The following is a 23438-nucleotide window of genomic DNA, read 5'->3' on the forward strand; positions in this document are numbered from 1 at the left end:
GATCTTAAGAAGTGGACTATCTTACTATAGATAGTCCACTTTTATGTTTTCTAAAATAATGAGGAAAGTACTTTGGCTTTTCATATTGGGTTAATTTTGCATAAAGCATAATCCTTTCGGTCACACTAGGTTTAAAAAAGTGATAGAAGGGGTTCATGTGAACACGTTTAAATTCAGAAAACAGTTTAAAAGACGATGGCGGCGTTGGAAACGAACGGCATGGATGGCTGCCTCATTGGTGGCTATTACTATCCTGGCATACAGCGGGTTGTCGATTTCATCTCACATTGAGCGGTTGTTAACCACTAACTTCAGTGAGGCCACTACGGCTATGGCTCCAGTCACGGAAGAACGTTCCGAAGAAGAGGTACAAAGTATATTGGGACGGCTTGGGTCAGAGACGGATCGTTTAACTTCTGTGGTTATGGAGACGCATTATATTTGCGGAATTGAAACGGAACAATTGGGGAAAATGGCCCTACCTCAATTAAAAGTGTTACTTCAACAGCATCCGGAGTGGGAGGCTGAGGTAGTGACTACTGATACATTGCAAATTAAGAAACAAGTAGATGATCTTTCACCGCTATGCAAGGAACAGGCATATATCAGTGTGGATGCGGTTGGTAATCTTAATCTTTACGAAGGTCGACCTGCAGAAGAAAAAGTAATTCGCACTTTTTTTCAAATGGACGTCGGATCGCTGGAGAGTTCTTTGCCTGAAGGGGTACTTGAGCAGCTACAGCAAGGTATCCGTGTACAAGACAAGGATGAATATAACAGCGTGATTTCGACTTTTAGTGATTATGCCATTGATGGACCACATAAAGAAGAGCTTCGAAATGGCGGATAAATGGATAACATCCAAAGTGGTCATACTGAGAGATCAATCATGGGACATCGAGAGATGTCCTTTTTGTCGTAGTAAAAATAACGAGTCGACAAGGACAAGCATATCGTGCAGGAAAGCCAGTATGATGCCGAACCATGCACTCCTGAGAATAGACAAAGTTTTTCCTGTCGCAGGGTCTATCTTTTGTTATAATGAAATGAACGATACATATGTTCGCTTTATTGTAAGGGAGAGATGGTTTTGCGTTTTTTGGGAATAGACCCGGGGATTGCGATTGTCGGTTTTGGATTTGTGGATAAGATCGGTAGTAAAGTGGTACCCGTACAATATGGCTGCATTCAGACTGAAGCCCATACACCTGAAGAAGAACGGCTGCTTCACGTGTATGAAGGCATGGTGCAGTTGATCGATAAATATAAACCGGATGCAGTAGCATTGGAGAAACTTTTCTTTAACCGGAATGTAACTACAGCGATGTCTGTCAGTCAGGCAAGAGGCGTCATGGTGCTTGCTGCTGCTCAGAAGGGATTGCCTATAGCGGAGTATACTCCAATGCAGATTAAACAGGCTATTGTAGGATACGGTAAGGCAGAAAAGCGGCAGGTTCAGGAAATGGTCAAAATGTTTTTGCGTTTGCAGGTTATACCGAAGCCTGATGACGTAGCGGATGCTCTGGCTGTGGCTGTATGTCACGCGCACTCATATACATTAAATTCCAAGTTGAATGAGGTATTGCGAAAATGATTGATTTTCTAAGAGGACAGTTCGTACATGTAGAGAATGACTATATTGTGCTGGATGTTCATGGCGTGGGATACCGCGTATTCTGTCCCAATCCGTTTGCGTTTGCGAAGCAGGAAGGCGAGATCATAGTGTATACTCACCATCATGTGCGTGAAGACGCGATGCTGCTGTTTGGGTTTGTTACACGGGAAGAACAGCGTTTGTTCCGCAAACTAATTGAAGTATCTGGTATCGGACCAAAGGTGGCACTGGGTATATTGGCCGGTGGTACGCCAGACCATGTCGTTACAGCGATCTACCAGGAGAACCTGACGTTCCTGACGAAGCTGCCGGGTATCGGCAAAAAGACAGCACAACGCATGATTTTGGATTTGAAAGACAAGCTGGACGGGTTTGGAGCAGCGGCTTATGCTACAGGCTTGTTTGCCCCACCTTCTGAAGAAGCGGGAAGCGGTTCGGCCTGGGATGAGGCTCGGGACGGTTTGAAGGCTCTCGGTTATACAGACAGTGAGCTAGATAAAGTGTGGCTGAAATTGAAAAAGGATGTAACATCGGCTGATTCTGTTGATGTGTTGATGAAACGTGCGCTGCAAATGCTGTTTACCGGATAGTTGAATTTGCATATATAATGGCAGTAGCCCGCACAAAAAAAGGTAGGGATGAACATGGATGACCGGATTATTTCCGCTAACCTGATGATGGAGGATCAGAATGTTGAACTGAGTCTCCGTCCCCGGTATCTGAATGAATATATCGGGCAAAACAAGGTTAAGGAAAATTTGAAAATATATATTGAAGCTGCCAAATTACGCAATGAAGCATTGGATCATGTGCTGCTTTACGGTCCGCCAGGACTTGGTAAAACGACACTTGCCAATATCGTTGCCAACGAATTGGGCGTAAACTTGCGTACCACATCGGGACCGGCGATTGAACGACCGGGTGATCTCGCTGCACTGCTGACGAATCTGCAGGAAGGCGATGTTCTGTTTATTGACGAGATCCATCGTCTGCATCGTACCGTTGAAGAAGTAATGTACCCAGCCATGGAGGACTCTGCCCTTGATATTATGATCGGAAAAGGTCCAAGTGCGCGTTCCGTGCGATTGGACCTTCCACCATTCACCTTGATTGGGGCTACAACACGCGCTGGATTGCTGTCTGCACCACTTCGAGACCGGTTTGGTGTAATCAGTCGGTTGGAGTTTTATACCGTGGATGAGCTCGCTTATATCGTCTCACGATCTACGGAAATTTTGGGCGTCGAAATTGTTGGCGATGCTGCAGAAGAGATTGCTCTCCGATCACGCGGGACACCGCGAATTGCCAATCGTTTGCTAAAACGGGTACGTGACTTTGCCCAGGTAAGGGGCGATGGAATCATTACCCAGGCACTGGCTGAAGAAGCGTTGAAACGACTTCAGATTGACCCGCGCGGCTTGGACGAGATTGATCACAAGATGCTTACATCTATGATTAACAGTTTCCGCGGAGGACCCGTTGGACTGGATACGATAGCAGCTACGATTGGTGAAGAAAGTCAGACGATTGAGGATGTCTATGAGCCTTATCTTCTGCAAATCGGTATGATTCAACGTACACCAAGAGGCAGGGTTGTTACGGATCTGGCTTATCATCATCTTGGTTTGCCTATACCACCGAGGGACGGAAAGTAAACCAGGTTCTGTAGTTCTTAAAAAACCAAATTGAAGTTTTTATGAAAACTTCCCGATATAACGTGTAGAAACAGCATGGAGAGGAGTTTGAACGTGGGAAAAGCATTACAAAAGAAGAAGTGGAGTCGGCGGTTAAAGGTATTGGCTGCTGCACTTTTAACAGTGGGATGTCTGCAAGTGCCCGCTTTTGCTGCAGAGAGTAACGGGCAGATGATTCGGGTAGCCATGTTTGCGAATCTGGGGAGCACATATAAGTCAACAACCCCTCTCATTACACTTGAATCAACCGGTAATTGGAGCATTGGATCAGAGAGTGGGGCGGGAGTCACACTTCCTGCTGGTCAAATTCGCTTCAGTGCAGATGGCTTTCGTGTGAAAGTGCTGGAAACCGGGGACTTCAAGACTGCTGCAGCAGCAGCAAAATTGTTGCAGGCGACTAGTGATAAACCATTGCTGTTCACAACGACGCTGAGCGGTAAGGCCACGTATCAACTTTACACAGGAAATTATGCGACAGAAGCTTTGGCTACACAAGCCGTTGCACGAGTGCAAAAGGTGGCAGCAGCCGGGCTCGGCGGTCAAAAACCGGTGGTAACTGGAAACAAACATTTGTCAGCAGGAAGCTACAGTTCGCTTCAGGAAGCTGAGGCTGCACAGGAATCGCTCTTAGCCGCTGGAATCAATGCCATTACCGTATTGCAGTTAAGTGGTGGGGCTCAAGGATATTCAGTGTGGGTTGGGGAAGCGGTAACGGACGCCGAACTAGCAGCATTGAAAAAAACGGTGGAAGTCAAGGCACCGGGCGTGAGCTTGTCGTCAGTATCTGACAGCAATGTGCTCATGATCCGACAGGATGCGGGACTCAGCACAGATACGCTGAAAACTGCTCCACATTACACAATTGCAGGTAGTGAAGCAAAAGCTTATGTGCAGGGTGATGGAAGTGGGATTAAAGTGTTGGAGCGTTCAGCGCGGACATACCGGGGGGACATGGAAGTTAGTATCGTAGGCGGAGATTTGGCTTTGGTCAACGTTGTCCCGCTTGAGCAGTATCTATACTCGGTTGTAGGAGCTGAAGTATATTCATCCTGGCCGGCAGAGGCTCTGAAAGTTCAGGCCGTCGCAGCTCGCTCTTATGCACTTCAACAGGGAGAGCGATTCAAAATCGCCAATGTTGTGGATACGACACTCAGCCAAGCGTATAACGGAATAGGCTCGGAGAACGATAAAGTAACAAGTGCAGTAGATGCAACAGCAGGTGAAGTCATCAAAAGCGGCGGTAAAATCGTTGAAGCTGTGTTCTCTTCCAATGCTGGGGGCCAAACGGCTCACCCATCCGAAGTATGGAACGGGGGAGCAGGCGTATTCAGTAATGTGGACAGCCCTGGAGATGCGTCAGCTCAGGCAGGTTTACACACATGGTACCATGTACTGCTAAGCTCAGGGGTTAGTGGATATATCCGTGAGGATAATGTAAAAGAATTGACGACTAAAACAGAAGCAGGATTGTCCAAAGTCACAGTCACTGCCCAAAACACCAACGTACGTCCCATTCCACTGATTCAATCCACGGTTGAACCTGTGGCCAAAATGAACCCGGGCACGGAGGCTGTTGTTTTGGCGAAAGTGGCTCAGTCCAATGATTACGCGTGGGTAAGAGGACCATTTACTTCCGCAGCGTTGGTTAAAGCGTTACAAGGAAAAACAACGACCACCGTTCCGGCATCCATCTCTACCTTAGAAGTCACCAAGCGTGGACCTTCAGGAAGAGCTCTTGAAGTGAGTGCGAATGGACAGCCTTTGACAGTCAAATATGCAGATACATATCGTTCTGCACTTGGAGGGTTGCCGAGTACTTTATTTGATATTGCAGGGACCGGAAGTTATACTGTATTAGGCGCTGACGGGCAAACCTCAAGCAAAACCGGATCAAAAGGTGCTGCTGTGTTGTCCGCTTCCGGAACGGGAACATCATCCGGCAATGCTCTTGTCGTTATGAGCGGTGATGGTCAAGCCAGAGCAGTAACTCAGGGTCAAACCTTCATGTTTATCGGCCAAGGTAATGGTCACGGATTGGGCTTGTCTCAATGGGGTGCCAAAGGTATGGCAGATGAAGGGTATGATTACCAGACAATATTGAAACACTATTATCAAAATGCGACTATTGTTAAGGAATGAATTGAAAATGAATGTGAACTTATATGATTTTGAATTACCAGAGCAGTTGATTGCACAGACGCCTTTGCTTGATCGTACGGCATCGCGACTGCTGACATTGAACAAGGAGAACGGTGAGGTTAACCATCGCTCGTTCCCGGATATCATCAATTTTCTAGAGCCTGGCGACACTTTGGTATTGAATGACACGCGGGTATTGCCAGCGAGACTGTTCGGTACAAAAGAAGATACCGGAGCCAAAGCTGAGGTACTCCTGCTGAAAAATGTGGAAGGTGACCGCTGGGAAGCTCTTGTCAAACCAGGGAAGAGGCTGAAAGCCGGTTCAGTTATTGTATTCGGTGATGAGCTTAAGGCTGTTATTGATGAAGAAGGCGAAATGGGTGCACGTACCCTCACATTCTCCTATAACGGAATCTTCCAGGAGATCCTGGATCGTTTGGGCGAGATGCCACTGCCTCCTTATATTAAAGAGACTCTGGATGATCGTGAAAGATACCAGACGGTGTATGCAAAGCACGAAGGATCAGCAGCGGCTCCAACAGCTGGGCTGCATTTTACGGATGAGCTGCTGGATCAGATCCGTGCCAAAGGCGTCAATGTTACTTTCATTACGCTTCATGTTGGTCTCGGAACATTCCGCCCAATGTCTGTTGATGTTGTGGAAGAGCATGAGATGCACGAAGAGTATTACTCCATGTCTCAGGAAACGGCGAACCTGATTAACGAAACGAAGAAACGTGGTAACCGTGTATTTGCAGTAGGAACGACGAGCTGTCGAACGCTTGAAACGGTAGGCAGCAAGTTTGAAGATGGAGTGCTTCAGGAGAGCAGCGGCTGGACCAAAATCTTTATCTACCCAGGTTACAATTTCAAAGTTATAGATGGCATGCTTACAAACTTTCATTTGCCGAAATCGACACTTGTTATGTTAGTTAGTGCACTAGCAGGCAGAGAACATATCATGAATGCATATGAGCAGGCGATTCAAGAGAAATACCGCTTTTTCAGTTTTGGCGATGCCATGTTAATCTATTGATTCACAAAGGCATACTGAAGCTAACGATTAATTTTAGAGGATGATTAAAACCAATGGCAGCAATTACGTATGAACATATCAAAACATGTAAACAATCCGGTGCGCGTCTGGGACGTGTACATACACCGCATGGTATTATCGAGACACCAACCTTTATGCCTGTTGGTACTCAGGCGACTGTAAAAACAATGAGTCCTGAAGAGTTGAAGGAGATGGATGCACAGATTATTCTGAGCAATACCTATCACCTGTTCCTCAGACCAGGACATGAGATTGTTCGCCAAGCCGGCGGTCTGCACAAGTTCATGAACTGGGATCGGCCGATTCTGACGGACAGCGGCGGGTTTCAGGTGTTTTCCCTCAGCGAGATGCGCAAAATTACAGAAGAAGGTGTTCACTTCCGTTCCCACCTGAATGGAGACAAGAAGTTCCTTTCTCCTGAGGTGGCCATGGAAGTACAGAACGCGCTCGGTTCCGATATTATGATGGCATTCGATGAATGTCCTCCGTATCCGGCTGAATATGAATATGTAAAAAAATCACTCGAAAGAACGAGCCGCTGGGCGGAACGCTGCCTCGAAAGTCATGCTCGTCCGCATGATCAAGGCCTGTTTGCCATCGTACAGGGAGGCATGCACGAGGATTTGCGTCGTCAGAGCGCCGCAGATTTGACTTCCATGGATTTCCCGGGGTATGCTATTGGTGGACTGAGTGTTGGAGAGCCGAAACATTTGATGTATGGCGTATTGGATTACACAGTACCGCTGTTACCTTCCAATAAACCACGTTACTTGATGGGAGTAGGTTCGCCCGATGCATTGATTGAGGGATCGATTCGTGGAGTGGACATGTTCGACTGTGTCCTGCCTACCCGGATTGCCCGTAACGGAACAACAATGACAAGTCAGGGACGACTCGTTGTTCGTAACGCCAAGTTTGCAACCGATTTTGGTCCACTGGATCCTGAATGCGATTGCTACACTTGTCGTAACTACTCCAGAGCTTACCTGCGTCATTTGATCAAAGCGGATGAAACATTTGGCTTGCGTTTGACGACCATTCATAATCTTCATTTCTTGCAGAATTTGATGCGCAATGTGCGCAAAGCCATAATGGAAGATCGTTTGCTTGATTTCCGTGATGAATTTTTCGATCAATATGGTCTTCATGACAATGACAAAGGTTTCTGATCAGGTTTTGCAGAACCGGAGAAACGCGTAGTATTTGTAAGTATAGTCGATAAGGGGGAGTTTAAATGTTTCAGGGAATGCCTTTGACAGCGGCCAATCCAGGCGGTGGAATTGTATCTTTGATCGTACCTTTGGTACTCATGGTTGCGATTTTCTACTTCTTGATGATTCGTCCACAGAACAAAAAGCAAAAGCAGCGCAATGCGATGCTGAACCAGTTGAAAAAGGGCGATAAAATTGTAACGATCGGTGGCCTTCACGGTACAATCGCTGAAATTACGGACGATGTTGTTGTACTTCGTGTAAACGATGTAACTAAGCTTACATTTGACCGTAATGCGATCAGCAGTGCAGTGAGTCGCGAAACCGCTGTTGAATAGATTATTCTAGTTTGTTGCAGAGAACCGGATCTCTTAGGAGGCCCGGTTCTCTTTTTCTTTTTCTCTGTAAGGTCATAAGATTCAAACTTTCTACGATCTGTGTGTATTCACCCCGAAAATTCCTCCGAGTGCCGAAATCAGAAATGCGCTTGCAAGCTGCAGACTGTCTTTCCAATTGAATGAAGCATCCAAAGCGAGGAAACCAATAAGCAATACGATCAATCCATAAATGATACCGGTTAGCCCTCCATGGTACCAGCCTTTTTCGCCAGACCGTTTTCCCGCTACAAATCCTCCAACCAGCAAAGACAAGCCATGAACGACATACGTGTAAAGCGAAAGTTCTTGCTCCCGCATGCTGCTCATCCAGAGAAAGAGGGAGAGGATTAACGCTCCCAGTAACATCCATACAAAAGCATGGCAGAGGCCCGACAAAATCGGGTTGGACATTCGAAACGAAATCACTCGGCGAATCAGCTGCATGAAGCAACCCCCTTGTACAAGTTTGAAATTATTACATTGTATGGTCAAGCCTCTGTAGTTATGAACTGAATTTTCCATTAAATGAACAATCAAGACTCGCATGAGCATATCTGGTTCCGGTCAAAATAGGGATTACGCTTCAGGTATCTGTTTGTAAACCAGATGTGAAGGAGGGAGCATGTTATGAGTTTTTCGGATATAGGAGCACATATTTTTCGAACGATTCTCATGTATTTTATCGTCTATGGAGCTATTCGGGTTATGGGTAAAAGGGAAATAGGCAAGCTGTCCATGTTTGATCTGGTTGTGTCCATTATGCTTGCCGAGATAGCAGCATTTGTCATTGAGGATACGGATAAGCCGTTGTCTCACGGCATTGTGCCCATGGTGACCGTACTTGTTGTTCAGATTGGCATGGCTTTTCTAAGTCTCAAGAGCCGTCGTTTACGACTCATGATTGATGGCAAACCGACGGTACTCATCTCCAAAGGTACACTGCATCGCGATGAAATGCGCAAACAGCGGTATAATTTGGATGACCTGCTGCTGCAGTTGCGTGAACAGAATATCGATAGTATTGGTGAAGTCGAATTTGCCATTTTGGAAACGACCGGGAAATTAACCGTTATCCCCATGAATAACTCTTCTTCGGGCCAAGGATACAGTTCATCGCAAAATAATATGAAAAAGCCTAGGCAGGACAAGATTGATGGCTTTCAAAATATTAAATATGAGGGTCTCCCCCTGCCGTTAATTATGGATGGTAAAGTCCAAGACCAAAATTTGGAGCTGATCCAGAAAACACGTTTTTGGCTGAAGAATCAGATACAACAGAAGGGTGTGCTCGATTTTAAGGATGTGTTTATATGCTCCATCGACCATAATGGCAAAGTATTCGTAAGCCTGAAGGATGATAAAAAATAGCGATAGTCTTCTTATTTCCGAGAACGTCTTTGGAACCAGGAACCAATGATCGGCATCCGGGAGAGATCGTGAAAGTCTATCATGCGGGTCATGCCCATCACAATAAAATAAACAATGAGACCAGCAAGAGGGGCAAGGATCATTCTCAGCCAGAAGGGCAGCAAAATGGCCGTATGTTCATAAACCAAAAGGGTTGCTGCTCCCATAATAACCATACCGGTTGCTGTTTTGACCCAATCCATCCATTTGAACCGGAACTGAAGCAAATTGCGCACACTTCTGGCATGTAAAAGAGTAACCACAGTTGAGTTCACACAGATCGCAATCACTGCACCAAAAATGCCGTATTCAGGTTTGGATGCTAGCAGCAAAATCAAAGTGATTTTAATGGCCGCACCGATAAATGTATTGAGAAGAGCTTTTCCTGGACGATCCAGTGCCTGCAGAGCAGCTTGAAGAGGTGCCTGGATGTAGATAAACAGAGCAAAAGGAGCCATAAGTTTAAGCATGCTTCCAATCGATGCATCATTATACAGTACTAAGCACATCGGTTCGGCAAGCACATACATAAAAACAGAAAAAGGGGCACCTGTGACGAGGGCAAGCCGCAGTGCCTGGTGCATCCGTTTATGGATGAGCGCCCGATCCCCCTGTGCGGATGCTTCAGACAGGGAGGGAACAAGTGATGTGGCAAGTGATGAAGTGAGTGCACCCGGCAGAAGCAGCAGCGGAATGATCATGCCTTGTAACGCACCATATTGAGCGGTCGCCAGTCCACGGGATATGCCTGCAAGAGCCAGACTCTGAGCGGTGACAATGGTTTCAGCAAGGTAGGAAAGTGAGCCTACAAGTCTGCCTGCTGTTACGGGTACAGAGATGGCCAGGAGGCGTCTGATCAATCCTGTTTGTGATGCATTTGAATCAACGGGTAGTGCGGGTGAAGGCACATTTGCATTTGGTGGGATCAGATGATTGGAGCGTGCAGGATCCTTTTTATGTCTGTTATAATTCCATAGCAGTACAAGCATGCCTACAAATTCACCGACGAGTGCTCCGAGCATGGCCCCTGCTGCTGCCTGGGCAATACCTTGTGGGAGAAGCAGCCAGGAGAACCAGATCACGCAAATAATGCGTACAATGGTTTCCGTAATGGAGGAAGCGGCAGTAGGAATCATATTCTGCTTACCCTGAAAATACCCGCGATACACCGCGGATACGGCTATGATCGCAATCATCGGACTCATGCTTACAAACGTATGATACACCCTCTCATCCGTTAGAACATAACGTGTAACCCACGGGGCAAAGACAATGCACAGAAACATGAAAACAACGCCCAAGGTCAAGGTGAAGCTTAGACTAATCTGTAATATGCGCTGGGGAGAATAGCGGTTGGCCCCTGTATCTGCTTCGGCAACGAGTTTGGCTACGGCGAGCGGTATGCCTCCGGTAATCAATGTCACAAGTACGATGAAGAAAGGATAGCTCAGCTGATACAAACCAACCCCTTCTGCTCCGATTACGCGAGGCAGCGCAATACGGGGGATAAAACCGAGAATACGATTAATAATGCCTGCAGCAAGCAGGATCATGGCTCCCTGGATAAATGTCTGTTTCTTCAAAACTACCCCTCTTTCCCGGTTGAAAGTAACAGGTCTCGTAAACGGGACAAAGCCGTTGTTCTTCATCCTATGCCAGTCCACTGTCTTCTCATGACAACTTGGACTCCATTAACAAAAAGATCCAGATCGGGCAAGCAGGAATCTGAATGTATGAAGTCGAATTATGTAATATTGATGCCGCATAAAGGCTTGTGCGTAAGAAGGGAGGCGCTCCCCGCTTGGAAGAAATGAACGATATGGAGCTGGAAGAATCCATTGAGATGTTATGTCGCAGCAAGGCGGAGGAATTAAGGCTCGTCGGGTACGAATATGTGACCAGCAAAGATGTCTGGAATTGCGTTAGTCATAAATATGAAAAACAGGGCATTCCACCGCTTCACCAATTGGTGAACGACATTTTGTCACTGAAAGCAACAAGCTTTATGAACTTTATGACCGTTTCTGCATACCGGGGGTCCTCTTTCTAACGAAAGGGATCTTTTTGTGTTGGAAATTGACTGCTTTTTACGGCATCGCTATAATAGGAATATTGAGAATGAAGGGGGATCTAGGAACGGCATGAAGAGAATTGTCAGTTTCATTCTGGTCGTGCTTGTGACCACAGGAGTCATGTTGGGCACAAGTCCGGGCCTGCTCAAAAATATTCGCTTGGGCCTCGATTTAAAGGGAGGCTACGAGATCTTATATGAAGCAGAGCCGCTGGAACAAGGGCAGCAAGTTACCAAAGCCTCTTTGGTACAAACTGCAAGAAGTCTGGAGAGCCGTGCCAATGCGCTCGGAACAAGCGAGCCGGAAGTAACCACAGAAGGAACCAACCGGATTCGTTTGAAATTGGCTGGTGTTACAGACGAGGAAGAAGTTAGAGCCAAAATGAAAGAACCTGCCGTCCTGACTTTCCGTAGTAAAGGAGAGAATGACAAGGAAGGCGAGTATACGAAGATTGAGCTTCGAGGAAACGAATTTGTTGAGAACGGTGCAAAGGTGACTTTCAATCAGCTGAATGAACCAATGATCGATATCCAGGTCAAAGATAAAGCGAAGTTCTCGGAAGTTACCAAACGTCTCATCGGACAACCTCTTGCCATCTATCTGGATGATCAGCTGCTCTCTGCCCCAACCGTACAACAGCAATTGACTGATGGTTCGGCACAGATTACTGGTAATTACACACGTGAGGAAGCGAATCAGCTGCGTGACACCATTAACCTGGGTGCACTTCCTCTGAAACTTACAGAGAAATACTCGCAAAGCGTTGGAGCAACGCTGGGTAAATTGTCTCTCGACCAAACGATTAAAGCGGGCTTGATCGGTTCCGTTATTATTTTAGTGTTCATGATTGGTCTGTACCGCATACCGGGGATCATTGCAAGCTTTGCCTTGATTACACATACGTGGCTGGTACTTGCGATCTTCTATATGGGAGAATTTGTGCTTACCCTTCCGGGTATTGCAGCATTTATCCTGGGTATAGGGATGGCGGTTGACGCCAACATCATTACGTACGAGCGGATTAAGGAAGAAATGCGGAGTGGTAAATCGATTCTGTCGTCAGTTAAGGCAGGAAGCAAGCATTCCTTCCGTACCATTATCGACTCCAATATCACAACCATCATTGCTGCGGCCGTTATGTTTTTCCTGGGTACAGGCGCAGTCAAAGGTTTCGCGCTCGTGCTGATTTTTGACATCGTCACCAGCATTATCACGAATATTTTCTTCTCCCGCTTCCTGTTGACCCTGCTTGTGCGGGCTAACGTGTTGAAGAAGCCTAAGTACTTCGGAGTGAAGGAGAGTGAAATTCGTGCGCTTTAATTGGAACTATGATTATATTAAAGGCAGTAAAATTGCCTATACGTTCTCCATTATTTTGACTTTGGCAGGAATTATCAGTTTGTTCTCCCTTGGATTAAATTATGCGGTTGATTTCCGCTCAGGTTCGAATGTGGACATTACCGTTTCCAAGGCAATTACTTCAGAACAAATTACTCCGATTATCGAAGACATTGGTGTCAATGAAGGCGATGTAAATATTACGCCAGGTGCCGACCGAGTTAACGTTCGTTTCTCCAACGTATTGGATGAGACACAAGAGAGCAAGTTCAAAGAGGAGTTCACCAAGCTGGACCCGGAAGCTTCTTATGAAGTCAATACCGTAGACCCGGAAATGGCCAAAGAACTCGAACGTAACGCTATCTATGCGGTCCTTATCGCAAGTATCGGGATCATGATCTATGTTGCAATCCGTTTCGAGTGGCGTTTTGGACTGGCAGCCGTTATTGCGCTCTTCCATGATGCATTTGTCGTCATTAGTGTGTTCTCCATCTTCCGTTTGGAAGTGGATCTGACCTTTATTACCGCTGTATTGACGATTGTCGGTTTCTCCATTAACGATACCATTGTTATTTTTGACCGTATTCGGGAGAACCTGCGTTTCGCCAAGAAAACAACAAAAGCCGACTTGCGTGAAGTGGTAAACCGCAGTTTGGCTCAAACGATGACACGCTCATTGAACACGACATTTACAGTGTTTGCGGCATCCATCTGTTTGTTTATCTTCGGTGGAGAGTCCATTCGCATGTTCTCGCTTGCGATGGTAATCGGGACACTGTTCGGTGCATATTCATCCATCTTCATCGCAGCACCACTATGGCTGGCTCTCAAAGGAAAACAAGTGGACAAGCCGAAAACGGCAGCCAAAGCATCCAACTAAACATCTTATTTGCAAGCCGCGTCTGTCAGGCGCGGTTTTGCAACTTTACGTACAGGATTAAGGGGGAATTTTCATGACCAGAGAACGTATTCCAGCTGCTCAATCGGCAACGTGGAGTGGTATTGCCGGGAATATGGCACTTGCAGTGATTAAGGCTGGCGTCGGTTATATGGCGAACAGCAAATCGCTGCTTGCCGATGGTCTGTATTCTGCCTCGGAAGCTGCTTCCTCACTGGCAGGTCTCTTCCCCTCGAAGTCTGTACAGGATAGGAATAAAGCTCGCAGGGAGAAGGCCAGAGAGCATTCGCGCATGGCGAGGCCCGGGATTACGGTGCTGCTGTCCGTCCTGATCCTTATGGGAGGGCTTCAGATTGCAATCTCTGCTCTGACCGGATTGACCGGGGATGAGCCTGGCGAATCGGCAAAATACGATCATGCACTTATCGCAGCTTTTGCTGCACTTGCTGTGAAAGAAGCTATTTTCCAATTTCAATATCGATATTACCGCAGGCGCAATCAGTCGCAGGCACTGTCCTATGCTCAGGAACATCGCCGTGCGCTCTATTGTTCTCTCACCGTACTCGTAGGCATTGCAGGTTCAATGGCTGGTGAAACGATGGGGATTCATGTTCTGTTGTATATGGACTCAGCCGCTGCACTTATTGCTTCCTGCTTCGTCCTTCATAAGGGTTACCGTATGATTGTAGATACCGTCTATGGCTCGCTCGTTCAGGAACTGGAACAGGAAGAGGCCATGGATTTCAAGGAAACGGTACAACGGGTTTATGGTGTTATTACGATTGAACATCTGACTGCCCGGGAACAGGAACATGCTGTAACCGTTGAATTGGTCATTAGTGTGAATCCGAGAATTTCGGTGCTGGAAGCACAGGAAATTGCCAATCGGGCCAAGACCTTGCTATTAACCCGGTTTAGTCATGTAAAAGAAGTACAAATCCAGGCTATCCCTTATGATCCGGGATATCCTTACAAATCCAATCATGAACTCCCCGATCATGAAGCGACATTAATTCAGTAATGAAGCGCGGGTCCCGTAGATCAGGAAAGGAGCGTTATCATTGCTTTATTCGCAATACCGGTGGAACACACCGAATATCGATTTGGAGGCGGCTGCGGGACTCTCGCAGGCGCTTTCCGTTTCAGCACTTGTTGGACGTTTGCTGGTTAGCCGGGGAGTCCATAATGAAACTGAGGCAGAGCGGTTTCTTCATCCCGATCTGGGGCAGATGCATGATCCTTATCTGCTTCGGGGCATGAAGGAAGCTGTACCCCGTATCCGGCTTGCGCTCGAGCGTGGTGAACATATTTTAATTTATGGAGATTACGATGCAGATGGTGTGTCCAGTACTTCGCTGATGATCCATTTAATGCGGCATCTTGGGGCATCCTATGATATCTACATCCCTCATCGGTCCAATGAAGGTTATGGATTGCACAATCATGCGCTGGACTGGGCTCATCAGCAAGGGGTTACTCTAATTATTACGGTTGATACAGGAATCAGTGCGGTAGATCAAATTGCATATGCGGCAACACTTGGAATGGAAGTCATCGTAACAGACCATCATGAACCGCCTGAGACTCTTCCAGAAGCGTTTGCTTTGATTAATCCCAAACTTCCCGATTGTCCCTATCCTTTCAAAGGCTTGGCCGGTGCGGGAGTAGCCTTGAAACTGGCCCAAGCCCTGATCGGTGAGGTGCCCGGCGAATGGATGGAGATTGCTGCCATTGGCACCGTCGCCGATCTCATGCCGCTTGAAGGAGAGAATCGGGTTATTGTCAGTTATGGCGTTGAGTCCATGCGGGGATCACGTCTGCCAGGCATAAGTGCGCTACTTGAGATTAGCGGCGTGGATCAAAGCCAGGTTACATCGGTGAACATTGCCTTTGCGATGGCTCCCCGTATTAATGCCAGTGGTCGTTTAGATCATGCAGGCAGAGCTGTTTCGCTTCTTACAACCGAGAATCTGGATGAGGCTCATATGCTTGCAGGCCAACTCGATCTGTTGAATCGGGAACGGCAGCAGGTCGTCGAGGGCATTGTCCAGGAAGCCAGCGCGCAGTTGGAACAAAAAATTCAGCTGCGTTCCGGCAAAGTTCCCGATGTGATCGTTCTTGCGGGAGAAGGCTGGAATGTGGGGGTTGTGGGCATCGTGGCTTCCAAAATACTGGAACGCTATTATCGTCCGACACTCATCTTGGGAATAGACCCTCAGACGGGTGTATGCAAAGGCTCTGCCCGCTCCATTGATGGCCTGGATATCTATGAGGCACTTACCGCTTGTAAACATACAATGGACCACTACGGTGGACATCCGGCAGCAGCAGGCATGACTCTTCATCGGGATCAGCTGGAAGAACTGGAATCGGGGTTGAATGAGTTTGCAGCCGCCGTTCTGACGGAAGCGGATTTTATGCCTGAGCGACGGGCAGATGACGAGTGTAGAATTAGTGACGTGCCGCTGAAAGTCATTCAGGAAATTGACAGACTTCAACCTTTCGGCATGAGCAATCCTTCGCCTCGTTTTGTTTTGAGGAATGTCATGGTAAAAGAAACACGAACGATGGGCCGGGAGAAACGACATCTGAAACTGGTTCTCGAACAAGACGGCCAGCAGCTCGAAACGGTTGCCTTTGGCAAGGGAGCTTTAGCCGAATTTTTACCTGTGGGTACTCTTATTGATGTAATGGGCGAATTGTCCATCAATGAATGGAACGGGATGCGCAAACCGCAATTGATGCTTCAGGACATTCATGTTCCACATGCTCAAGTCTTCGATTTGCGTGGGAACGCCGATCCACTTAACACGATGAAACAGTTCCTTGATTCACTTGAAGTACATCTAAGGTATACATCTGGCTCAATAGGTGCGATTGTCCGGAAGGATATCCATGTTTCTGAGGGAAATTCATTGTATGAACCGTGCCTTTGGGTATATGATAGAAAGGTCGGGTTGTTTCCGTATAATGCTGCTGCGCAGCATTATGGACAGGAACAGGTCCGGACGTTATTTGTGTTTGATACGCCGGAAACCCCGGAACAACTTGATGCCATGCTGGCCATGTTCAGCGGAGCCGAGAATATCATCCTTCTGCACGGATCAGGCAACCGCCGAGATCGCCTTCAGATGCCCTCCAGAGACCTCTTCAAGCGTATTTATATGCTGGTGTCGAAATGGAGAGCTGAACCGGTAGAGGAACAAGAGATTACTCCTGTGCTCAGTCGTCAGTGTGGATGTTCGCCGCGTATGATTACCATGATGCTGGATGTGTTTGAAGAGTTATCGTTCATCACCCGCAAGGATGGCAAAATATCGTTTGTGGATAACCCGCCCAAACGCGATCTGGCCTCGTCCCGTCATTATCAGGCATTGGAAAATATGGCCGAGACAGAACAGGTACTGCTGGATGCATCTACACCGCAGCTGACACAATGGATGATATCCCGGATGAAGGGCGTATCTTAGATGGAAGTTGTGTATTTATTTTAGGAGGAGATTATTTTGGATTTTAAAGAGTATATTCGTGTCATTCCTGACTTTCCACAACCGGGAATCAGCTTCAAGGACATTACGACATTGCTGAAGGATGGAGAAATGTACCGCAAGGCAATCAATGAGCTGAAAGTAATGGTTTCTGATCTCAAAATTGATGTCATTGCTGGACCTGAAGCACGTGGTTTCGTTGTGGGCGCCCCTCTGGCATACGCTCTTGGTGTCGGCTTTGCTCCGATTCGCAAAAGTGGAAAACTGCCTGGAGAGACGATTGAAGTAGGTTATGATCTCGAATATGGCAAGGATACACTTGCGATGCATACCGATGCAATTGAAAAAGGACAAAACGTCCTGATTGCTGACGATTTGCTGGCAACGGGTGGAACGATTGCAACTTCCGTTAACCTGATTGAACAATTGGGAGGCAAAGTTGTAGGTGCGGCATTCCTGATTGAACTGTCTGACCTGAATGGACGTGCCAAATTGCCGGAGATCGATGTATTTACGCTGATGAATTACTAAGATCCCTGCATGCGTGCTGTCTTATCACTTTAAAGTGCATCTCCCGTTTCCCGGGAAATAATATACAGCATTAATGATTATTAAAAAGCCTGCTTTCTCATTTCCTAAGAATTGAGAGAGCAGGCTTTTTGGTATCTATGTTTGTTGGTAACCCGAATGCGGATGATTATGATCCGACCAAGGACATTAGTCCGGGGTTTTCTCTGTCAGTGGCTGTTTTTCCGACTGGTCATTAGACCATCCGAGTACTTCGAACAATTTGAATAACAGGCTCAGCAGGATTCCTACAATAGTAGCCAGTGCCATGCCTTTCAATTGTACTCCATAAATGGATACCTGAGTTCCGCTGAGTCCGATCACAAGTACAAGCGTTGTCAGCAAGAGGTTCGTTGGTTTGGCAAAGTCTACTTTTTGCTCGACCAGAATACGCAGACCGGATGCGGCAATGACACCGAACAGAAGCAGGGATACACCACCCATGACCGGAACCGGAATGTTGGCAACAAGCGCCGAGAATGTTCCTGAAAACGAGAGCACGATCGCTATGATGGCTGCGCCACCAATAACGTAAGTGGAATAAACTCTTGTAAGTGCCATAACACCGATATTTTCACCATAGGTCGTATTCGGCGTGGATCCAACAAAACCGGACAGGATAGTGGAAACTCCATTTCCGAGCAGGGAACGATGGAGACCAGGGTCTTTGGAGAGATCCTTGCCCACAATGCTGCTCGTTACGAGCAAATGTCCGATGTGCTCTACAATAACTACGAGAGCTACGGGCAAAATAGTGAAGATAACGGACCAGTCAAACGTTGGTGTGGTGACCGTTGGCATGGAAATCAAATCAGCACTTGCAATCTTTTCCGTTTCAATTGCATCCATAAAGTACCCAAGTACATATCCGGATACAATTCCGATCAGAATGTGAATGATTTTGGGGAATCCGCGGAAGGTTACGGCTCCGATTACAGTGATACCGAGAGTTACCATGGATAAAATAATGGGCTTGGCCTGAGGAACCCAGTTGGGGTTGTTCACAGGGTCAGAGTTGATCAGCCCAGCCATGCCTGCTGCAACAGGCACGAGTTCCAAACCGATCAGGGCTACGATGGCTCCCATGACTGCCGGAGGGAACACAACATTAATCCAGCCTGTCCCGGCATATTTGATAATAAGAGCGACAAGACAGAATACAATGCCTGTTATAATAAATGCTCCGAGGGCCATGGAGTAGCCGTTACCCGGATGCGATTCTATAACAACTGTAACGGGCGCGATAAAAGCAAAGCTGGAACCCAGGTATGCTGGTATTTTTCCTTTGCACATTAATATGTAAAGCAATGTTCCGATACCGTTCATCAACAGGATCATGCTTGGATCAACCCCGAACAGGTTGGGTACAAGCACCGTGCTGCCAAACATGGCAAACAAATGCTGCAGACTGAGCAGGGACCCAGATCCTAGTGGCATCTTCTGATTAACCTGAATTTCGCGTTGCAATGAACATTCATCTCCTTTTCCGAAACACAAATCTTCAATAGATTACAGAGTTTCTCTTAATTAAGCAATAACATTTTTTGCGATTCGGCTTCGAATGTACGTTTTTTAGCAAATATTGATTCTATTTCGTATATAAATGGCCATAATATTTAAGATAATGGCACGGTTCAATCCGGTTAAGCGGATTATGGAGACATGGATGGGCCAGTCATAAATTCTTTTAAAAAAATTGGATATATGCTCTTATTCGTCAGCAGTTGACGGGAAACGGGCGAAGCGTCATAATTATAGGAAATTACTTTTACGGGGAACCTGTGTTGATGCATTTGTCACGGGTTCCATTTTGTATAGAAAGGACACGGAACAGATCAGAATGGGCATAGAGCAATTACTCGAGAAGGCCGGAGCTTATATCAAAGAACCCGATCTGGTGCGCATACGTGAAGCCTACGAATTTGCTGATCAGGCCCACCATGGACAGACGCGAAAATCGGGAGAACCGTATATTCTGCATCCGCTTGCGGTTGCCGACATTGTTGTGAACATGCAGATGGACACCATCTCCATAATAGCAGCGCTTCTTCATGATGTTGTAGAAGACACTACGGTATCGCTTGAGGAAATCCGCACTCATTTCGGCAATACGTGTGCCATGCTTGTTGACGGCTTGACGAAGCTGGAACGTATTCAGTTCCGCTCCAAGGAAGAGCAGCAGAACGAAAACTATCGTAAAATGTTCATCGCCATGGCGCAGGACATCCGTGTCATCGTTATCAAATTGGCTGACCGCCTGCACAATATGCGGACACTCAAATTTCAATCGGAAGAAAGCCAGCGCAGGATTTCTTATGAGACGCTGGAGATTTTCTGTCCCATTGCCAACCGTTTGGGTATATCTGCGATCAAATGGGAAATGGAGGACATTGCTCTCCGTTATTTGAATCCGCAGCAATACTACCGTATTGCAAATCTGATGCACAAGAAGCGTGCAGAACGTGAGCAGTACATCGATACGGTGATGGATGGAATCACGACCAAGCTTGATGAGATGGGAATTCAGGCAGATCTGTCTGGTCGTCCGAAACATATTTACAGTGTGTTCAAAAAAATGACAACGAAGAACAAGCAGTTTAACGAAATCTACGATCTGCTTGCGATTCGTATTATTGTGGATAATATCAAAGATTGTTATGCTACCCTCGGCATTATACACACATTATGGAAACCGATGCCTGGGCGTTTCAAGGATTATATTGCAATGCCTAAGGCTAACATGTACCAATCGCTCCATACAACGGTGGTTGGCCCGAATGGGGAGCCGACTGAAGTTCAGATTCGGACATGGGATATGCACCGTACTGCCGAATTCGGGATTGCGGCCCACTGGGCCTATAAGGAAGGTGCAGCAACCGGAAATAATTTTGAAGATAAAATTACGTTCTTCCGGGAAATTCTTGAGCTTCAAAATGAAGCGCAGGATGCATCTGAATTTGTCGAATCCCTTAAGATGGATTTCTTCTCTGATTTGGTATTTGTATTTACGCCAAAAGGTGAAGTCATTGAGCTGCCTACAGGTTCCGTGCCGCTGGATTTTGCGTACAGAATTCATACCGAAGTGGGTAACCGTACAATTGGAGCCAAAGTCAACGGTCGTATCGTTCCACTTGATTACCATCTGAAGACTGGAGATATCATTGAGATTTTGACGTCCAAACATTCATATGGTCCAAGTCAGGATTGGCTCAAAATTGCGAAATCATCTCATGCGAGAGCCAAGATCAAGCAGTGGTTCAAGAAGGAACGCCGCGAAGAAAACGTTGAAAAAGGCCGCGAAAGCTGTGAGCGCGAGCTGAAACGTATGGGGCTTGATCCTTCTGCGTGGATGACGGATGACAAATTGATGGAAGCATGCAAAAAATATGCATTTAACGATATTGATGACATGCTTGCAGCGGTTGGATTCGGTGGTATTACTGCTGCGCAGATCGTAACCAAAGCGACCGAGAAATTGCGCAAGGAACAGGAAGAGTCGAGCTTGCTCGAATTGAATTCCGAAATGCGGGAGCTGAAGCCTGCACCTGAGCGCAAGAATCGTCCTACCAACGGCATACGTGTCAAAGGCATCGATAACTTGCTCGTTCGCTTTGCACGCTGTTGTAATCCTGTCCCGGGTGATGACATTATCGGTTACGTTACGCGCGGACGTGGGGTATCCGTGCACCGCAGCGACTGTCCGAACATTCCTTCAAGCGGGGATGGAGAGGAAGCAGCACGCGTCATTGAGGTGGAATGGGAAGAAAATATCGAGGCCAACTACAGTGTCGATATTGAGATTACCGGACATGATCGCAATGGACTGCTCAATGAAGTGCTTCAGGCCGTTTCCGAAAGTAAAACCAATATATCTGCCGTCACCGGACGGACAGACAAAAATAAATTAGCATTGGTGCACGTTACAATCCTGATCCGCAATACAGAGCATCTGCATTCTGTCGTCGAACGGATCAAACGGGTAAAAGATGTCTATTCCGTGCATCGGATTATGCAGTAAGGAGCCTGTCAGATGAGAGTGCTTGTACAACGTTGCAAAGAGGCTCAGGTTACAGTTGGTGACGAAATAACGGGACGGATTGAATCCGGGGTCATGCTGCTCGTAGGTATTACTCATGAAGACACGGAGAAAGATGCGGTGTATCTTGCAGACAAGGTGGCAGGACTTCGCATTTTCGAGGATGATCAGGAAAAGATGAATCTTAGCCTGATGGATGTGGGTGGCGCAGTCCTTTCGGTCTCGCAATTTACTCTATATGGCGACTGTCGCAAAGGGAAACGCCCGAGTTTTGCGGCTGCAGCCCGGCCAGAAGCGGCTGAGGTGTTATATGAGACCTTTAATCAACTATTGAGGGATAAAGGCATTCAGGTGGAAACAGGGAGATTCGGAGCCATGATGGATGTGTCCTTCACCAACTGGGGGCCCGTGACTTTAATGCTGGAGAGCCCTCTCCGTCAGGAAGCACGTGCATAATTCACCCGGGATCAGGCCATAATGAGGGATAGTTCTAGTACTAGCATAAGCTGATTAAAGGAGTATCTCTCACTATGCGTCAATCTGCCAAGATAACACGTTCCCGTATGGAACCACTGCTTATTCCCGGGAATCTGTATGAGTCGCTAAAGTTGGCTCGCGCAGCTTCTGAATGCGTGGCTACGATCTGGTCTACCCAGGATTCGGACAAGGGAGAACAGAGTCACCTGCCGCGTGCCTAGTTAAGATGAAAGCAAGCAGTCATTTTATATGTTGAAAGCTTACTCGTATAGCAGCAGAGCCGAAAGCCTTGATTCGATACTTGAATCAGGGCTTTTTTATGTGATGTTTTTGTTTCCGTGTTGGGAAGAAACTCAATTATCGATTACTTAAGCTGTTATAAACAGCTGCAGTTAGGGTAATAACAACACGAGGCACAGGATCGTGCCGAGGTTCAGGGTTTGTACATGGATTTACTGAATTTGTAGATTACTAAATTCTGCAAAACCCGAATATGAAAAGATTTTTCGAACACGGAAAGGAGAACGTACGTTATGAGTAAAGTTGCTTTTTTATTGGCGAATGATTTTGAAGATTCGGAAATGCAGGTTCCATATGATGAGGTGAAAAAAGCCGGACACGAAGTGGAAATCATCGGTTTGAAGGCAGGAGAAACGCTCAAAGGTAAAGGTGGCAAGGCTTCCTATACTTCAGACAAGGCGATTGCAGAAGTGTCGGCTTCAGATTATGACGCTGTGGTCATTCCAGGGGGATCTTCTCCTGAAAATCTGCGCACGGATGCAAACATCCTGAAGTTTGTAACGGAGATTAACAGTGCGAAGAAGCCAATCGCAGCAATCTGCCATGGCCCGCAAATTCTGGCCAGCGCTGACCTGCTCAAAGGGCGAACCATTACGTCCTATCCTCCACTTAAGGATGATATGGTCAATGCAGGTGCTGAATTTAAAGATCATGAGGCTGTAGTGGACGGCAATTACATTACATCGAGAACACCAGCCGATGAGCCTGCATTTGTTCGTGAACTGTTGAAAGTCATATAATCGGTCACAGGTAAACGATTTA

The 23438-nt window shown here is 46.8% G+C and carries 22 protein-coding genes; 19 read left to right on the top strand and 3 right to left on the bottom strand.

Annotated elements, in window-relative coordinates; genetic code table 11:
* Positions 1 to 157: 157 nt before the first annotated feature.
* The 8 genes from PIL01S_RS17375 (at position 158) to yajC (ending at position 8054) form a co-directional block, all read left to right on the top strand.
* A complete protein-coding gene (locus tag PIL01S_RS17375) occupies positions 158 to 850 on the top strand; it encodes a BofC C-terminal domain-containing protein (RefSeq protein WP_127538611.1) in 693 nt (230 codons plus the stop codon).
* A gap of 240 nt (positions 851 to 1090) precedes the next feature.
* Positions 1091 to 1594 (top strand): crossover junction endodeoxyribonuclease RuvC, encoded by a 504-nt coding sequence (ruvC, locus tag PIL01S_RS17380; RefSeq protein WP_127538612.1) that lies wholly within the window; start codon positions 1091 to 1093, stop codon positions 1592 to 1594.
* A complete protein-coding gene (ruvA, locus tag PIL01S_RS17385) occupies positions 1591 to 2205 on the top strand; it encodes a Holliday junction branch migration protein RuvA (protein WP_127538613.1) in 615 nt (204 codons plus the stop codon). Before ruvC ends, ruvA begins: the two co-directional genes overlap by 4 nt.
* 54 nt (positions 2206 to 2259) lie before the next feature.
* Positions 2260 to 3270 (top strand): Holliday junction branch migration DNA helicase RuvB, encoded by a 1011-nt coding sequence (ruvB, locus tag PIL01S_RS17390; protein WP_095289471.1) that lies wholly within the window; start codon positions 2260 to 2262, stop codon positions 3268 to 3270.
* A 75-nt stretch (positions 3271 to 3345) separates the two neighbouring features.
* Positions 3346 to 5448 carry a SpoIID/LytB domain-containing protein gene (locus tag PIL01S_RS17395; RefSeq protein WP_127538614.1) on the top strand — a complete coding sequence of 701 codons (2103 nt, stop codon included), beginning with the start codon at positions 3346 to 3348 and terminating at the stop codon, positions 5446 to 5448.
* 7 nt (positions 5449 to 5455) lie between these two features.
* A complete protein-coding gene (gene queA, locus PIL01S_RS17400) occupies positions 5456 to 6484 on the top strand; it encodes a tRNA preQ1(34) S-adenosylmethionine ribosyltransferase-isomerase QueA (RefSeq protein ID WP_127538615.1) in 1029 nt (342 codons plus the stop codon).
* Between the two features lie 53 nt (positions 6485 to 6537).
* Positions 6538 to 7674, top strand: a complete 1137-nt coding sequence (tgt, locus tag PIL01S_RS17405; RefSeq protein ID WP_095289474.1) for a tRNA guanosine(34) transglycosylase Tgt — start codon at positions 6538 to 6540, stop codon at positions 7672 to 7674.
* Positions 7675 to 7739: 65 nt separating this feature from the next.
* On the top strand, positions 7740 to 8054 hold the full coding sequence (gene yajC, locus PIL01S_RS17410) for a preprotein translocase subunit YajC (protein ID WP_127538616.1): 315 nt from the start codon (positions 7740 to 7742) through the stop codon (positions 8052 to 8054).
* Positions 8055 to 8144: 90 nt separating this feature from the next.
* On the opposite strand, the gene PIL01S_RS17415 is transcribed toward yajC, so the two are convergent.
* On the bottom strand, positions 8145 to 8537 hold the full coding sequence (locus PIL01S_RS17415; RefSeq protein ID WP_095359806.1) for a TIGR04086 family membrane protein: 393 nt from the start codon (positions 8535 to 8537) through the stop codon (positions 8145 to 8147).
* A gap of 183 nt (positions 8538 to 8720) precedes the next feature.
* Here PIL01S_RS17415 and PIL01S_RS17420 point away from each other — a divergent pair, with 183 nt between their 5' ends.
* The gene (locus tag PIL01S_RS17420; protein ID WP_127538617.1) at positions 8721 to 9461 is read left to right on the top strand and encodes a YetF domain-containing protein; all 741 of its coding nucleotides are present in this window, start codon (positions 8721 to 8723) and stop codon (positions 9459 to 9461) included.
* A gap of 11 nt (positions 9462 to 9472) precedes the next feature.
* Here PIL01S_RS17420 and spoVB read toward each other — a convergent pair whose 3' ends face one another.
* Entirely contained in the window at positions 9473 to 11083 is a 1611-nt protein-coding gene (gene spoVB / locus PIL01S_RS17425) for a stage V sporulation protein B (RefSeq protein ID WP_127538618.1), read from the bottom strand.
* A 227-nt stretch (positions 11084 to 11310) separates the two neighbouring features.
* On the opposite strand from spoVB, the gene PIL01S_RS17430 reads away from it, so the two are divergent.
* The 6 genes from PIL01S_RS17430 (at position 11311) to PIL01S_RS17455 (ending at position 17827) form a co-directional block, all read left to right on the top strand.
* Complete coding sequence (locus PIL01S_RS17430; RefSeq protein ID WP_095289489.1) at positions 11311 to 11550, top strand: post-transcriptional regulator; 240 nt, start codon at positions 11311 to 11313, stop codon at positions 11548 to 11550.
* A gap of 91 nt (positions 11551 to 11641) precedes the next feature.
* Complete coding sequence (secD, locus tag PIL01S_RS17435; protein ID WP_095359803.1) at positions 11642 to 12892, top strand: protein translocase subunit SecD; 1251 nt, start codon at positions 11642 to 11644, stop codon at positions 12890 to 12892.
* Positions 12882 to 13790, top strand: a complete 909-nt coding sequence (gene secF, locus PIL01S_RS17440) for a protein translocase subunit SecF (protein WP_127538619.1) — start codon at positions 12882 to 12884, stop codon at positions 13788 to 13790. The genes secD and secF overlap by 11 nt, the downstream gene beginning before the upstream one ends.
* 73 nt (positions 13791 to 13863) lie before the next feature.
* Positions 13864 to 14829: a cation diffusion facilitator family transporter gene (locus PIL01S_RS17445; protein WP_127538620.1), complete on the top strand. Its 966-nt coding sequence runs from the start codon at positions 13864 to 13866 to the stop codon at positions 14827 to 14829.
* 40 nt (positions 14830 to 14869) lie between these two features.
* Positions 14870 to 17278 (top strand): single-stranded-DNA-specific exonuclease RecJ, encoded by a 2409-nt coding sequence (gene recJ, locus PIL01S_RS17450; RefSeq protein ID WP_127538621.1) that lies wholly within the window; start codon positions 14870 to 14872, stop codon positions 17276 to 17278.
* A gap of 36 nt (positions 17279 to 17314) precedes the next feature.
* Positions 17315 to 17827, top strand: coding sequence for an adenine phosphoribosyltransferase (locus PIL01S_RS17455; RefSeq protein ID WP_095289483.1), 513 nt, complete (start codon positions 17315 to 17317; stop codon positions 17825 to 17827).
* A 186-nt stretch (positions 17828 to 18013) separates the two neighbouring features.
* On the opposite strand, the gene uraA is transcribed toward PIL01S_RS17455, so the two are convergent.
* The gene (gene uraA, locus PIL01S_RS17460) at positions 18014 to 19330 is read right to left on the bottom strand and encodes a uracil permease (protein ID WP_127538622.1); all 1317 of its coding nucleotides are present in this window, start codon (positions 19328 to 19330) and stop codon (positions 18014 to 18016) included.
* A 373-nt stretch (positions 19331 to 19703) separates the two neighbouring features.
* On the opposite strand from uraA, the gene PIL01S_RS17465 reads away from it, so the two are divergent.
* From PIL01S_RS17465 to PIL01S_RS17475, 4 genes are all read left to right on the top strand, one after another.
* Positions 19704 to 21881, top strand: a complete 2178-nt coding sequence (locus PIL01S_RS17465) for a RelA/SpoT family protein (protein WP_127538623.1) — start codon at positions 19704 to 19706, stop codon at positions 21879 to 21881.
* A gap of 12 nt (positions 21882 to 21893) precedes the next feature.
* Positions 21894 to 22355: a D-aminoacyl-tRNA deacylase gene (gene dtd, locus PIL01S_RS17470; protein WP_095289486.1), complete on the top strand. Its 462-nt coding sequence runs from the start codon at positions 21894 to 21896 to the stop codon at positions 22353 to 22355.
* A 74-nt stretch (positions 22356 to 22429) separates the two neighbouring features.
* On the top strand, positions 22430 to 22597 hold the full coding sequence (locus tag PIL01S_RS29540; RefSeq protein WP_153979744.1) for a hypothetical protein: 168 nt from the start codon (positions 22430 to 22432) through the stop codon (positions 22595 to 22597).
* Between the two features lie 312 nt (positions 22598 to 22909).
* Positions 22910 to 23416: a type 1 glutamine amidotransferase domain-containing protein gene (locus PIL01S_RS17475; protein ID WP_127538624.1), complete on the top strand. Its 507-nt coding sequence runs from the start codon at positions 22910 to 22912 to the stop codon at positions 23414 to 23416.
* Positions 23417 to 23438 lie beyond the last annotated feature (22 nt).

This window comes from Paenibacillus illinoisensis NBRC 15959 (genome assembly GCF_004000925.1).
GTDB classification, from domain to species: Bacteria; Bacillota; Bacilli; order Paenibacillales; family Paenibacillaceae; genus Paenibacillus; species Paenibacillus illinoisensis.

Excerpts from the sequence above, each read along its gene's own strand:
- ruvA (WP_127538613.1), top strand. The coding sequence starts at position 1,591 with ATGATTGATTTTCTAAGAGGACAGTTCGTACATGTAGAGAATGACTAT.
- ruvB (WP_095289471.1), top strand. The coding sequence starts at position 2,260 with ATGGATGACCGGATTATTTCCGCTAACCTGATGATGGAGGATCAGAAT.
- PIL01S_RS17395 (WP_127538614.1), top strand. The coding sequence starts at position 3,346 with ATGGAGAGGAGTTTGAACGTGGGAAAAGCATTACAAAAGAAGAAGTGG.
- queA (WP_127538615.1), top strand. The coding sequence starts at position 5,456 with ATGAATGTGAACTTATATGATTTTGAATTACCAGAGCAGTTGATTGCA.
- tgt (WP_095289474.1), top strand. The coding sequence starts at position 6,538 with ATGGCAGCAATTACGTATGAACATATCAAAACATGTAAACAATCCGGT.
- yajC (WP_127538616.1), top strand. The coding sequence starts at position 7,740 with ATGTTTCAGGGAATGCCTTTGACAGCGGCCAATCCAGGCGGTGGAATT.
- PIL01S_RS17415 (WP_095359806.1), bottom strand. The coding sequence starts at position 8,537 with ATGCAGCTGATTCGCCGAGTGATTTCGTTTCGAATGTCCAACCCGATT.
- PIL01S_RS17420 (WP_127538617.1), top strand. The coding sequence starts at position 8,721 with ATGAGTTTTTCGGATATAGGAGCACATATTTTTCGAACGATTCTCATG.
- PIL01S_RS17430 (WP_095289489.1), top strand. The coding sequence starts at position 11,311 with ATGAACGATATGGAGCTGGAAGAATCCATTGAGATGTTATGTCGCAGC.
- secD (WP_095359803.1), top strand. The coding sequence starts at position 11,642 with ATGAAGAGAATTGTCAGTTTCATTCTGGTCGTGCTTGTGACCACAGGA.
- PIL01S_RS17445 (WP_127538620.1), top strand. The coding sequence starts at position 13,864 with ATGACCAGAGAACGTATTCCAGCTGCTCAATCGGCAACGTGGAGTGGT.
- PIL01S_RS17465 (WP_127538623.1), top strand. The coding sequence starts at position 19,704 with ATGGGCATAGAGCAATTACTCGAGAAGGCCGGAGCTTATATCAAAGAA.
- dtd (WP_095289486.1), top strand. The coding sequence starts at position 21,894 with ATGAGAGTGCTTGTACAACGTTGCAAAGAGGCTCAGGTTACAGTTGGT.
- PIL01S_RS29540 (WP_153979744.1), top strand. The coding sequence starts at position 22,430 with ATGCGTCAATCTGCCAAGATAACACGTTCCCGTATGGAACCACTGCTT.
- PIL01S_RS17475 (WP_127538624.1), top strand. The coding sequence starts at position 22,910 with ATGAGTAAAGTTGCTTTTTTATTGGCGAATGATTTTGAAGATTCGGAA.